Annotated in this window: 10 protein-coding genes; 2 read left to right on the top strand and 8 right to left on the bottom strand. The window is 51.2% G+C overall.

The window, feature by feature from the left end; genetic code table 11:
* Positions 1 to 25: 25 nt before the first annotated feature.
* Positions 26 to 583: a DsbA family protein gene (locus WC647_11460; GenBank protein MFA6222918.1), complete on the bottom strand. Its 558-nt coding sequence runs from the start codon at positions 581 to 583 to the stop codon at positions 26 to 28.
* A gap of 120 nt (positions 584 to 703) precedes the next feature.
* Positions 704 to 2,221, bottom strand: coding sequence for a DUF1254 domain-containing protein (locus tag WC647_11455; GenBank protein ID MFA6222917.1), 1,518 nt, complete (start codon positions 2,219 to 2,221; stop codon positions 704 to 706).
* A gap of 621 nt (positions 2,222 to 2,842) precedes the next feature.
* Between WC647_11455 and WC647_11450 the strand changes: the two genes are divergently transcribed.
* On the top strand, positions 2,843 to 4,255 hold the full coding sequence (locus WC647_11450) for a rubredoxin (protein MFA6222916.1): 1,413 nt from the start codon (positions 2,843 to 2,845) through the stop codon (positions 4,253 to 4,255).
* Between the two features lie 309 nt (positions 4,256 to 4,564).
* Here the strand turns inward: WC647_11450 and WC647_11445 are convergent, their stop codons facing one another.
* The 6 genes from WC647_11445 to WC647_11420 form a co-directional block, all read right to left on the bottom strand.
* Positions 4,565 to 7,744 carry an efflux RND transporter permease subunit gene (locus WC647_11445; GenBank protein ID MFA6222915.1) on the bottom strand — a complete coding sequence of 1,060 codons (3,180 nt, stop codon included), beginning with the start codon at positions 7,742 to 7,744 and terminating at the stop codon, positions 4,565 to 4,567.
* Positions 7,745 to 7,756: 12 nt separating this feature from the next.
* The gene (locus tag WC647_11440; GenBank protein ID MFA6222914.1) at positions 7,757 to 8,833 is read right to left on the bottom strand and encodes an efflux RND transporter periplasmic adaptor subunit; all 1,077 of its coding nucleotides are present in this window, start codon (positions 8,831 to 8,833) and stop codon (positions 7,757 to 7,759) included.
* Between the two features lie 223 nt (positions 8,834 to 9,056).
* Positions 9,057 to 9,704 (bottom strand): hypothetical protein, encoded by a 648-nt coding sequence (locus tag WC647_11435; protein MFA6222913.1) that lies wholly within the window; start codon positions 9,702 to 9,704, stop codon positions 9,057 to 9,059.
* Positions 9,705 to 9,862: 158 nt separating this feature from the next.
* Entirely contained in the window at positions 9,863 to 11,878 is a 2,016-nt protein-coding gene (locus WC647_11430; GenBank protein ID MFA6222912.1) for a PAS domain S-box protein, read from the bottom strand.
* A 71-nt stretch (positions 11,879 to 11,949) separates the two neighbouring features.
* Complete coding sequence (locus tag WC647_11425) at positions 11,950 to 12,600, bottom strand: TetR/AcrR family transcriptional regulator (GenBank protein ID MFA6222911.1); 651 nt, start codon at positions 12,598 to 12,600, stop codon at positions 11,950 to 11,952.
* Positions 12,601 to 12,819: 219 nt separating this feature from the next.
* Complete coding sequence (locus tag WC647_11420; GenBank protein MFA6222910.1) at positions 12,820 to 13,131, bottom strand: hypothetical protein; 312 nt, start codon at positions 13,129 to 13,131, stop codon at positions 12,820 to 12,822.
* Positions 13,132 to 13,317: 186 nt separating this feature from the next.
* Here WC647_11420 and WC647_11415 point away from each other — a divergent pair.
* Positions 13,318 to 13,925 (top strand): IS66 family transposase (locus tag WC647_11415; protein MFA6222909.1); only part of this gene is annotated, 608 nt, incomplete at its 3' end.

The raw sequence follows: 13,925 nt of genomic DNA, 5'->3' as shown, positions 1-13,925 counted from the left end.
ACTGTTCGTAGTGGAGCATGCTGCTTCATTCGTCAGCTTGTTGGATACGTCTTAATTTGTCTCTAAATGACTCCAATGGTTGCGCTCCGACGATTCTGTGGACCTCGTTGATGATAAAGGTCGGGACTGCAGTGATCCCATATCGAGCCGCTTCCTTCAAGCCTTCTTCTATCCTGGTCCGATAAAGCCCATCATCCAGAGAACGCTTCAATTCCTCAGGATCAAGGCCCACCTCTTGGGCCAACCTGAACAAAATCGTTGTGTCACCAATGTCGAGTAGATCGGTGAAGTACGCCCGGAAGACTTTCTCATGGAATGAATCGAAATTCCCATTGTCTCTCGCATATTCACTGGCCTCGAGAGCAGGCTGGGAGTTGGAGAGAAAAGAGCGTTCACCGAATCGGAGCCCAAAAGGCTCTCCCGCCTTATTGAAACCAGCGTAACGCTCCTTGATGTCCATACCTGGGAAGAGTGCAGAGAATGGAATTCCCTCAGGCGGAGTTGCGGGTCGTAACTGAAATGGAACCCAGGTTTCTTCGATTGGAAAATTCTTTTTCAATTCTTCGACAAGACCCTTGCCGATATAGCAGTACGGTCAGACATAATCCGAAAAAATTTTCATGTGAATGGTCATTAATCTTCTATCCTTTCAATATCCGCTATCCCGGCGCTTTGACCTGGGTTCAAAAGATTGTTGGAAAAGTCATTTCCCTTTCGCCAAATCACCTGGCTTCCAACTCTTGTCAAATGACGCTTCAGTCGGACCGTAAAGCCGGAGAATTACGAAAAAACCCTTACCGGGGACCGTACGGAGCCAATTAACCTCCTTTCCTTTTAGGGGCGTCGGCCCAAAACTGAGATCAATGGAGCCGTCGCCGTTGACGACAGGCTTGTCTCGGGAACCTAGCGAAGGGAAAGGCTGTCCATTGTCGAGACCTGACGAATTAGCCGCGTCATAGAGGGTCACGGACCAGAAGTTCTTTGCAGGCACATTTGCAGGCAGTTTCAGTAAATATTGACTGGCTCCGGTCAAGAGATCGCCATCGGCGTCCCGGTTAACGACCATGTAATTCGCTCCAAGTCCGGGCGTCTGCGAAATCATTCCGGGACTAATTGAGTAGTAGTTGGTGAAAAAGTTTATTCTGGCGTCCAGCGCACGATAAGCGGTGTTGGTCTTCAACCAGTTCAGGTCAAAAGGGTTGCCGGACGCGGCAGGGTTCGCCCATTGCCGATCAGGGTACACACGATACGAAACCCCATTGATGTCCGTTTCCTGAAGGCCGATGACACGGCTCATTTTGTAGGCGGTCTTGGCGGCTTGATCGAGAATAGCTATCGAACGGTCATCCGGATTGAACGGCTTACCTCTCTCAATACCGATCGAGCCGAGCATTCCCATCCAGTCTGGGTCACCCAATCCGTCAGTTTCGCTGTCCACTAGCAGCTTGAGTTGCTCGAAGGCTTGAAAGTCACTGGCAGGCAGCATATTTGCGGGAACCAGCGAGGCATTCGGGAATTCCATCTTCCTGGCCTTGGCTTCGTTGTTCAGTGGATAGATTTTGGTCTTTTCCAGCAAATCTACGGCAGGCTTCAGGTCCTTGGGATCCTGATAGAAGGCCCTCAAGAAAATGAAAACGTTGTTGGTCTCCGGTCGATAGACATAGTATCCATCAGGAATCATGCCGGTATAGCCTGGCGGCAGTAGCAGGAACTTGCCTCCCTGGCCCTTGTCCGGACCGAAGAAGCCGATATCGCCGAGGAAGTTCCGTCCCCGGATCGTAGGCCCTGGGATAGGACGTTGCCAGAAATCGAGCAGAATGCTCTGGAGCATTGGCGGCGCATCCAGCACTAAGGGCCCGTCCGTGCCGAGGTCGACATAACTCATTGCATAAAGAACGTCGGAATTGGGGGTGGTTACCAGGGTCCGGGCATTCAGGCGGTCCTTCCAGATGGGCAACACGTTGTAGCCGGCGCCGAATACTTTCTCGGACCCGGTTTTCATGCCCATGGTGTTGATAAGCGGCATCGCCCAGAGATAGGCCTGCGTCGCACGCTGAAACAGTAATTCATCGTTCAAGAGCTTGCTGGTCTCCGCGGTGGGCCGGTCTTCATGCATGGCGCTGTTGGCCAATAGTTCGAAGCTTGCAGCTTGCGCGAGCGTTCCCGCTATTATGATGAAAGCGCACACCAAAAGGCTCACGCTATTCAGTGATCTTTTCATGATGTTTCCCCTTCGGTCTATTTGGAGCGCTAATCCACTGGAATAGCATCGAATTATGTTTCCATGTTGCAGAGTCTCATGAGGATCGGAGGTTTCTCAGAAGCCTCCCTACTTGATCCGGCTGACTCTGCGTCGGTTAATTCTCTGGAAACTTGGGCTTGTTTCCAGACCTAGGAAGCACGGCTGGGGTATATCGGACCGCAATCACGCAAATGCCTTGCGATCTTGAGCGTCTTGGCTCGGTTGGAGAACCGCGGGATAGTTTCTCTGACCCTGATCGGTCACAGCATGGAGTCCCAGACGAACTGCTCAATGTAGATTACTATAGATTGTGGATATTTTAGTCAATATTTTGAAGTTAAGAACTTTCCCGATTTCTATTTGCACAAAACACTAAATCATTAATATTATGTTCTAAACTAGTTGATCTCGATGATGATTTGGGCAATTTTCTGGGGATATTATGTTTGACCATGAGGCGTTAAGAGAGTTATGCTTAAAAGCTTTAGAAAAATCTCTTTTTCAAGGAAAGCGGCGGAACATGAACCCGAGAGCTTGAGGAACACGTAGCGGCAGCCCATTGAGGATGACGCTCTATGAGAGATTCAAGGAAATACAGATATGGCTAAGTGGAAATGTAATACTTGTGGTTGGATTTATGATCCCGCCCAAGGTGATCCGGAAAATGGCATAGGCACGGGAACGGCGTTCGAGGATTTACCTGACACGTGGATTTGCCCCATATGCGCATCTACAAAAGACATGTTCGAAGTAGAAATCATGGCGCCAAGACCCACTGATGCTTCAAATATGGATCATGAAGAGCAGGAACTGTCTCTAGCAGAAGGAAAACTTTTTAGGGAACGCTTCGAAAACGTCTTTCGAGTGGCCCAAAAGCTAACGTCGTCAATGAACATTAGCGAAGTGCTGGAGATGATCCGGGACGAAGCAAGAGCGACCTTACCTCAATTGCAGGAGGTTTGTCTTCTTGTAACAGACCCTGAAGCCCATAATTATACCCGCCCACTTCATTGCGCAGTGGCAAAGCAACGGATCAATTGCCAGCTATGTAAACGTGGGAGAGAAACGGTAAACCGCGCCGTCGGTCAAACCGCCTCTGCCGTTTGTTTTCTTCCTGATAATCATGGCGGCCATGTAATGGCGGCCGGCCCGTATGCCGATGGTTTTTCGGAAATAGTGTTTCCAATCTATGATGAAGGCAGACCACTCGCTGTTCTTGACGCTATAGCGCAGCCCGGTCACTCCATGGGCGAAAAGCACTTTGTACTATTGCAGGATCTCGTTCAACTCGCCAGCAATGTAATCAAGAATGCTCGAAACCACTGGAGAATGTCCCAGGAAAAGCTTACCGTAGATAGGATTCTGGATCATCTAAGGCCGTTTGTCCCATCAACAGTTCAGAAGATCGTGGAAAAAGACCCTGCTGCCCCTGACCTTGAAAAGAAGGACATAGACGCTACCGTGCTGTTTTTGGATGTTGCGGGTTATACTTGCATCAGTGAGACTCAGAGCCGGGACAAAGTCACTTTCATCATCGAAAAGTATTTTTCCAGTTTCCTGGACCTCATCTACGATCATGGGGGAGACATAAACGAAACGGCAGGTGACGGACTCATGGTCATATTTCAGGGTGAGCCGAAGAAAACTGCGTTAGCTGCCGTAAAGGCGGCTCTGGAGATTCGAAATAAGACAATGGAGATTAACGAGGAATTGAAGAATCGATTCTTACCGGTTGAAATTAACATGGGCATCAATTCCGGCACGGCCGCTGTAGGGATGAGTCGATTCACAGGGGTTTCAGGAACCAGAATGACCTTTACTGCGACGGGGCCAGTCACAAATGTTGCTGCGCGAATCGCCTCCGCTGCAAAGCATGGGGATATTCTCGTCGGTCCGGAGACGGCCCGCAGGGTGGCGGAAGATGAAGATGTGACGCTATTCGACAGGGGGTTGATGAATTTCAAGAATGTGAGCGAGCCGGTTCAGGTGTTCAGCCTGGTAAGGAGCGGGTAATAAGGCGCCTCCTTTGAATTCTGATTAGGAGACAGCCTCCAGAGGGTCGTACCCGACCGTTCCTGTCCTCGTTCGCCAGGTTAGTTGCTGAATTAACGGGCGTCTGCTTGATTTCTCGCCTGGCGAAATTGTTTCCCGCTCTACTTGTCAATCTCGTCAACATCTATCGTGAGTTTCTTTTGAGTCCTTTGTCCTGTCGAAGGAACCTTCCCGACTTTTAGCAGCCTTGGCGCTGCCGACACTGAAAAGTCTTGGACGAAAATATGCTGCGCCGAGGGATTACCTGGGACAAGCCTTGTTGCGTAAATATCAGAGGCCATTTTTAGGATGCACGTCAGACTGCTCGGTCGTTTCAGGCTGCCCGCGGTTTTTTCTTTCAAATATCCGATGAACCACAATATAAAAGAGTGGAATGAAGAAAATCGCCAGGAATGTTCCTGTAACCATCCCGCCCAGGACGCTGGTGCCGATGGCCTTTTGCGCTCCCGCTCCTGCTCCCGTGGCTAACGCCAGTGGTAGGACCCCGAAGCCGAAGGCCAGCGATGTCATAACAATCGGACGAAGCCGCAATTTTGCCCCTTCCAGTGTGGCCTCGATCACTCCAATCCCCTCTTCCAGTTTATCCTTGGCGAATTGGACGATCAGGATGGCGTTCTTAGTAGTCAACCCCAAGGTAGTGAGAAGTCCTATCTGGAAATAGACATCATTGGGCAATCCCCGAAACGATGAGGCCAACACGCCGCCGATAGCCCCGAGAGGCAACGCCAGCATGATCGAAAAGGGAACGGTCCAGCTCTCGTAAAGAGCCGCCAGAAAAAGGAAGATAACGAGCATGGAAAATGCATAGAGCATGGCCGTTTGCGAGCTCGCCATGCGCTCCTGGTAAGAGAGCCCGTTCCAGTCAAAACCGATGCCCTGGGGCAATTTCGACACAATCTCTTCCATCGCCTGCATCGCCTCACCGGAACTCCTCCCCGGGGCCGCCTCACCCCAGATATTTATGGACGGAAAGGAGTTGTAGCGCTCCAGCTTGGGAGAACCGGAAGTCCAGTGTCCTGACGCAAAAGAAGAAAAGGGGACCATCTTACTTGCGGTATTGCGCACATAGAGTTTTTCCAGGTCTTTGGGCAACATCCGGTAGGGTGCGTCCGCCTGAGCATATACCCGCTTGACCCGTCCGGCCTGGATAAAGTCATTCACATAGGCGCTACCGAAGGCCGCTGAGATGGTAGTATGGATGGAGGTGATGGGAGTCCCCAGAGCGCCTGCTTTTGCCAAATCCACGTCGATCCGATATTCGGGCACATCTTCCATGCCGTTAGGCCGAACCCTGGTCAATCTTGGGTCCTGCATGGCCATCCCCAGGAGCTGGTTGCGGACCGCCATCAGATCGGCGTGGCCTAGACCGCCGCGATCCTGCAACTGAAAATCAAAACCTTTGGCCTGACCCAGTTCGACGACAGCCGGCGGCGGAAAGGCGAACACCATGGCATTGCGGATCTTTGAAAACGCCTCCATGGCCCTTCCGGCCAGGGCATCGGCCTTCATATCCGGCCGGTCGCGAAGCTCCCAGTCCTTGAGTTTCACAAATGCCAAGCCCATGTTCTGTCCACTGCCGGAAAAGCTGAAACCGGCAATCGTCATACAGGATTCCACTGCGTCTTTTTCATCCACCAGAAAATGGTTGTTTACCTTCTTCAGGACCTCCTCGGTCTGTTCCAGGGTCGAATTTGCCGGAAGCATCGCTTGAACAAACAGTATGCCCTGGTCCTCATCAGGAAGGTAGGCGGTGGGCATGCGCTGAAACAGAAATCCCAATGCAACCACAATCACTAGGAATATAAACAGGTAACGGAGTTGCTTTGAAAGAACACGACCGACCATCGTCATGTACCTGTCTCTGGCCCAGAAGAACATGTGGTCGAACCACCGGAGGAATGGCCGAAAAAGGAAAAATCCGGTCTCAGACGCCTCATGGCCTTTTCCCACTGTTTTGAGAAGCGATGCGCAGAGAACCGGCGTTAGGATCAGGGCCACAACAACCGACAAAAGCATAGCGGCGATGATGGTCACGGAAAACTGGCGGTAGATGACACCGGTGGAGCCTGCAAAGAACGCCATAGGGCCGAACACCGCCGAGAGCACCAACCCGATTCCGATCAACGCGCTGGTGATCTCTCCCATAGACTTTCGGGCGGCTTCTTTAGGCGGCAAACCTTCCTCGGTCATGATTCGTTCCACGTTCTCCACCACCACTATGGCGTCGTCCACCAAGAGACCGATGGCCAGCACCATGGCAAACATGGTCAGCATGTTGATGGAAAACCCGAATAGCCCCAGAAGCGCAAAGGTCCCCAGGATCACCACCGGTACCGCAATGGTCGGTATCAGCGTAGCCCTGATGTTCCCCAGGAAGAGATACATGACCAGGAAGACCAGCAAGATGGCCTCAAAAAGGGTCTTCACTACCTCCTCGATGGCCGCGGTGACAAAAGGGGTTGTGTCGTAAGGGTAAATGACCTTCATGCCGGGAGGAAAGTACCGGCTCATCTCTTTCAGTTTCGCTTTGACGGCATTAGCCGTATCCAGCGCATTGGCGCCGGCGGCCTGCCGGATAGCCTGGGCAGCGGCAGGTTTGCCATTGAAAAATGACGACTGATTGTAGAACTCAGTGCCAAGTTCCGTCCGTGCCACGTTCTTGATTCGCACGACGGACCCGTCCGGATTCATGCGGATGGGGATGGCGGCAAACTCATCAGGGGTCTTGAGGAGGTTTTGGACGATAATCGAGGCGTTCAAGCGCTGGCCTTCCACCGCCGGCGCTCCTCCGAACTGGCCGGCGGAGACCTCCACATTGTAGGCTCGAAGCGCCGTGATAACATCTTCGACCGTCATTTGGTAATCGGTAAGCTTGTCGGGATTCAGCCACACCCGCATGGCATACTGGGCGCCGAAGCTTGTAACCTCGCCCACACCTGGTACACGCGCCAGCACCTTCTCGATGTTGGACTGGACATAGTCTTGCAAGTCATACCCATCCATGCTGCCATCTTCCGAGATCAGGCCCACGACCATCAGGTAGTTTTTGGTGGATTTGCTGACCTTGACGCCCTGGCGCTGAACCACGTCCGGCAGGCTCGCCGTGGCGAGCTGGAGCTTGTTTTGCACCTGGGCCCAGGCGAGGTCCGGATCGGTTCCCGGGGCAAAGGTCAACTCGATGCGGGAGGCGCCGGTTGAATCACTGGTGGCGGACATATACAGCATCTTGTCAAAGCCGGTCATCTTCTGTTCGATGATCTGCGTCACCGTGTTTTCAACGGTCTCCGCAGAGGCCCCGGGATAAACGGAGTCAATGGCGATTGACGGTGGGGCGATGGGAGGATACTGCGATATGGGCAGATTGTAGATCGACAAGCCACCCGCCACCATCATAATGATCGCTATGACCCAGGCGAAGACCGGCCGATCCAGAAAGAATCTCGATAACATTATGTTTCCCCGTCAGTTCGATTTTCCGGCCGGCTGGGCCGAATTCCCGGGTTCCGAATCGGCTTTCCCATCGGAGCCAAAAGGGACAACCTTCACGGAAACGCCCGGCCGAATTTTCTGCATACCCTCGACGATCACACGATCACCGGATGTGAGACCTGAATAGATGAGCCACTTGTCGCCGATGACGCGACCAATAGTGAGTTGTCGCTGTTGAACCTTCTCTTCGGCGTCCACGGTCAACGCCATGGGATTCCCCTTTGGATCGCGTGACAATGCTTGCTGCGGAATAAGAATGGCTTGCTCGTTTATACCTTCTTTCACCACCGCTCTGACGAACATCCCTGGCAAGAGAATTCCGTCTGGATTTGGGAAGACAAGCCGCAGGACGACAGACCCGGTCGTGGGGTCCACCGTGACGTCACGAAACTTAAGCGTCCCTTCCAACGGATATGCTGTGCCATCTTCCTGGATGAGGTTGACCTTCTTCTGGTTCGTTCCGTCTCGATTCAGACGGCCATCTTCCAGGCGGCGCTTCAATCGCAGCAGTTCGGTGGTGGATTGGGGCACATCCACGTATATGGGGTCCAGTTGTTGAATGGTTGCCAGGGCTAGGGATTGATACGCCGTCACCAGAGCGCCATCCGTCACGTTGGATTTACCGATGCGCCCGGAGATGGGCGCGGTGACACCGGTATACTCTAGATTGATGCGGGCCGTATCAACCGCCGCTTTGCAATACTCAATATCGGCCTCGGCCTGTTTCAGCGCAGCCTCTTTGTCGTCGTAGTCCTGCCGGCTGACAGCTTGTTCTGCGAGTAATCCCTTGTATCGCTCGAACCGCAAGCGGGTCGCAACAAAATTAGCTTCTGATTTAGCAAGGTTAGCCGTAGCGCTGTTGAGCGCCGCCTGAAAAGGGGCGAGGTCGATCTGATAAAGCACCTGGCCGGACTTGACATCTGAACCTTCCACAAACAGGCGTTTCTGTATGATGCCATTGACCTGGGGTCGGATTTCCGCAACACGGTACGGAGACGTGCGGCCCGGCAATTCAGTGGTCAGCAAGAGCCGCTGAGGCTGGACCGTCATCGTAGTCACTTCCAGGACAGGTGGCGGCGGAGATTGCTGCTGGTGACCGCAGCCAAGGAGCGGTAACGCTAAAACACTGACGAACAAGATAACTGTGAGTCTTTGCGAGAGCATGACGCAACCTTAAAGAATGTGTTTGCTGTAATTCCCGTCGTTCGATGGGTTTTCCCCGTTGTTGGAGAAGGCTCGGTTAGGCGTCGCTGCCTTCTCCTGGACTTTCTTCTCAATCAAAGAGCTTCTTGAACGCTTTTATGATCTGGGACATGCCATCCGATAGCTCACTCTCAAAGTTTGTGGCTTTGTCCTTGGCCATTTGCTTCTTTTCATCGAGTTGGCTTTTGTACCGATTTATCTGTGCAATGAGTTCCTTCTTTTTATGCTCGAGCTGAGTCTTAGCTCCAGCCTTTTCCACTTTAAATTGAATCTCCAAGGCCTCCATCTCAGCTTCTAATCCAATAGCGGCTACGATGAACTTGTTTGCGGCTCTTTCCAGCGACTCATCAATTGATTGGCCAGCAGCGTCCAGGTCATGGTCAATGGTGGTTTCCAGCGTGGCGATTGAGTGTCGGATCTTTTCCTTCTGGGCTTCGAATGAATCTCTCACCTCAGCTTTACCCAAAGCCAGTTGAACCGGCAAATCCTCGAACAGGGCCAGAATCTCGGTTTTTTTTCCATCTGCAAGCCCTTTTGCCTTAACGACTTCTGACTTGAATGCCTTCAGCGCCTCGTTCAATTGTTTCTTCCGAACTTCGAATTCCTCTAGGGCTTGATCTTTGGTTTGTTGCAGTTGGGCCTCGACCGCCGTCACTGTGGCTTCCCATTTGTCCAGTTTCGTGTCGATGGATTCTCTGATTTCCCTAATCTTTGACATAGTATTATCTCCTTTTGATCTGATTTGTGCGACGGTCGTGCCCGCCGCCTTGTGTCTTAACAACTTGTTCTGGGAACCCTCATGCTCCCAGAGTCCCATCTGAGCTGGATCCGCCATCTTCAGGCTACTCTCGTTTGATGTTCGAGCCCGATTCTCATTTAAGTATCAGAAACCATCTGATGCGGCATGGTGAAGAAAAACGTCGAACCTTTTCCTGGTTTGGATTCAACCCAGATGCGTCCTCCGTGATGCTCCACAATCTTTTTGCAGTTGGCCAATCCTATGCCTGTTCCAGGACTATCCGGGCTTGAATCAATCCGCTCAAAGATACGAAAGATTCGGTCCAAATACGGTGGTTCGATTCCGATGCCGTTGTCCTCGACAAAAAACTTCCACTCGCCCTCTTCACGTCGCGCACCGATACGAATCTTGAGGCGTTCATTACCGGCAAACCTGATTGCGTTGCTTACCAGGTTTTGAAATACCTGGATCAGCAGTGACGGATTGGCCATCACCGTGGGAAGTGATTCACTCTCGACGATAGCTCCACGTTGTTCTATGGCTGATCTCAAACTGGACAGGGCTTCTTCCAAAGTGACATTGCAATCAGTGGGCGCAAAACGCTTTTTCTCGCTTGCCAGACGTGAATACCACAAGAGACTCTGAATGAGATGGTCCATTCGGGTGATTGTGTGGAGCGCACGGGCGATAAGTTTATCTGCCTGTGCGTCGAGCCTGCGTTTCAGGCGCCGCTCCAGGAGTTTGATATAAGTCGCAATTCCGATGAGTGGTTCTCTTAGGTCGTGAGCCGCCACGTAGGCGAATTCCTCCAGATCCTTGTTACTGCGTTCCAGCGCTTTCGTCTGAGCACGAAGCACCTCTTCCGTGCGCTTGAGGTCGCTCAGGTCCTTGGTTATGGTGGCTATACCTACCGGCTCAGCTCTTTCGTTGGTCAAGAGTGAGAGGCTGAGCAAGACCGGGATAGTGACGCCGGACTTTGTTACGTGAGCAGCCTCCACATTTTCAACCTTGTCTCCCCGCTTGCAGCGCTCATGTAACTCTTCCGCCCGTGAGTGAAGGTCCGGAGGCACAATTGTTTTCATGCTTTTGCCGATCAACTCGGCCCGACTCCAGCCATAGGTCTGTTCAGCCTTGCGATTCAGGTCAATGATATCGCCTTTCAAATCCCTGATGAAAATCGGGTCTATCGCGTCCATAAATACTTTAGAAGCCTGAAACTGTTTTTCTTCAGCACACTTGCGATCCGTGACGGCAAACGCAACCCCGGAAACCCTTAGCGGCTTACCGTCTTGCAGGCGTTCCACTGTTTTTCCCCGAGTCAACAGCCATTCCCATTCTCCAAACTTGTTCCTGATGCGATGCTCGCACTCAAAGCGCTCTGTAGTTCCCTCAACATGCTCATTCCAAGCATTTGAGACCCTAGATCGGTCATTAGGGTGAATGAGGCTCCACCAAAAACTCGCGCCAAGCTGAATCCCCTCGGGGCGATCGCCGAAGATGTCGGCCCACGTTTGATCAACAAGCACGGTGTCTTTTTGAAGATCGACGTTCCACAGCGCCAACTCCGCCCCTCTCAGCGAAAGCTCAAGCCTCTGCTGATTCTCAAACAGCGATTTATCCGCACACCCACGCTCCACGATTTCCTTTTGAACTCCGTAGTAGTCTCTATGGCTCGACAAGAGCTGAGTTTTTTCACTGCTCAGGTCTTCCATCAAGAGCGCCATCCACTTATTATTGCCGAGCCTCATGGACTGAAAGCGCAGGTGTCCCCAGATCCTCTGATCTGTAACTTCAAACGGGGCGTACACAACTTGGGATTTTCCTGTGGTAAGGACTTCCTCCGTCAGGTGTTGGATTTTTGTGAAAACACGTTTGTCGGGAAACAGCGTTGAGAGGGATAGGCCTTGTAGTTTCTCGGGTTGCAGGATTGTTCGCCTGAAAGATTGGTTGGCAAAGACTATGAGCGACAATGGATCAATCAATACCGCAGGGATCGGCATGGCATCCAGGAGTTTAGCCAGTGCGGCCGCTTGAAGTTCTCTCATCTCAACACTATCCGGCAAGGTTGGATCTTCGTCTAACAGTGATGCGACATCAAAAGATAGCCCATTCTCAAAAGGAACTCCGCCGATCGCAGGCTTCTTTTCCTCCATAGTGTTCCACCTTTCTGTGGTCTACCCTGTTTTGAAGTTGAATGACGCAGGCATGACTTAGATACGCTTTCTCACTTGTCCAGCACCCCTCTGAAAAAAATGTCCGTGGCGATTGACAGATTGTCCCCCGCTCTAAATTGGGCGGGATCGTTCATGACGCTAAAAAGAAAAGCGTTGATCGTTCCGTCAAGCGCCAGTGCCATATAATAGGGATCAAGGCTCCGGAACAGATGAGCTTTGATGCCCTTCTGAAAGAATGATGCCAATTTCTCAATTCCTTCATCGTGGAGCTTAAGGAGATCTTGGTCCAAACCAGCTCTTATGTGGAAGCTCGCTCCTCTGGTTTCGGCAAAATACAGGCGCATGACCGGTAGATTATCGAAAAACAGTTCCCGACGGAGGGCGATGTACCTGTTGATGGCTTGCAGAGGATTCCGTTCCTGTTCGAGGACCTGCATGAGAGCATGGTGCCACTTTTCCGCCATCTCCATGATAAGGGCCTTGTACAAGTCCTCCTTATTAGTGAAAAATTTATATAATGTTCCGATCCCGAACTCTGCCTTTCCTGCAATCTCGTGCATAGAGACGTTGTGATACCCCTTTTCCGAGAAGAGTCTTAGCGCAGCGTCGAGTATCTCTCCGCGCTGACGTAATTTCTCTCGGTCTCGACGCGGAAGGTTTTCAAAATTTGTGTTGACATTCCCAAGCGCTACAGGACTCATTCATTTCTCCTCCTGAGGTCATAATCAGAATATGACGTCACATTCTATTTGGTTCCGAGGCACTAGTCAAGAGGCAATTCGTCGAGGCAATTCGTCGTTTGTTGGCAACAAAAAAACTAGCGCAGGTTGTAGCGACGGAGCAGGTCTCTATTTTGGGGTTGAGATCTTAGGCATTCTGGCAGCTTGCCAGTCCGCCAAGCGGCTCCTTTTGCCGATTCTTTAAGGGATCTCCGCTTTTTCTTGTAGAGTTGCTTCCGCAATAGCCAAATCTTTATTGGCCTCATTCATGAAACCGAGCTGTACCCTAAGTTTGGCCCTTTCACGATAATAATCAGAGTTCTGGGGGTCAAGTTTTATCGCAGCGCTAAGATGGAGAAAAGCTTCTTCGAAATCTCCACGGTTTCCTAATTGTATGGTCTTTTGGATATGAAGGGGAGCGTTTTGCGGATCAGTGTCATAAACATGTGGTGTTTCATGCGAAAAACGTCTTTCTACATTAGCCGAAGCCGCTGTTACAGCAATATAATTCAAGTCGGCAGTCTGAATACCTTTGATAATGACGGCAGAGGACTTGGAATTTAGTACTGTTGGTAACCATTCAGTTACAGGGGGATAAAATAGTTTGAGTTTGATTTTATTGTCGCGATTTTTTCAAAGATTTTAAATATGGCGTTGAGTTCAAGGAAGTTTATCAGCTTTCTTTAGAGGTTGGCGCTGATGGCGATTAATAATTGTTGTTTATGCTTGGACAAACAGCGAAAGATTGATGAACTGGAAGATGAGATCAATCGACTTAAACAGGCTTTAGGGAGAATAAAACAGAACGAAAAAGAAGGATTTTTCGGTTCTTCCACTCCTTCATCCCAACTGCCTGTTAAGGCAAACGTTCAAGAGGGAGAGAAGCGGCCGAAAGGTGGGCGCTTAGGTCACAACGGGTGGGGCCGCAAGAGTCATGATGGTTTGGGAGCGGATAGGGTTGTGGAAGTTGAGGCGGAATCGGATCTATGTCCTGAGTGCGGCCATCAACTTCAGAAAAAGGGAATTGAGCAAAGAAGCATTCTTGACACTTCTTCAACTAAGCCTGAAAAGGTCTTGTTTCGATTGTCCAAGCGGTATTGTCCACATTGTCACAAAAACTTCACTCCCCGTGTTCCTGGGGTTCTTCCTAAAAGCTTGTATGGGAACCAACTGATCGCCAATGCGATAACGATGTACTATCTTTTTGGTCTTCCAATGGGACGAATCTCGGAAAATATCGGCGTTGGACCTGGGAGTCTGATGGATATCTTCCATCGATGCGCTGGGATAGATCGGAAGAGCACACG

It is taken from the genome of Desulfomonilaceae bacterium (assembly GCA_041662605.1).
In the GTDB taxonomy this organism is placed as follows: domain Bacteria; phylum Desulfobacterota; class Desulfomonilia; order Desulfomonilales; family Desulfomonilaceae; genus CAJBEZ01.
The sequence above is the reverse complement of the archived record's forward strand: the minus strand, read 5'-3'. Positions and strand labels throughout refer to the sequence as shown.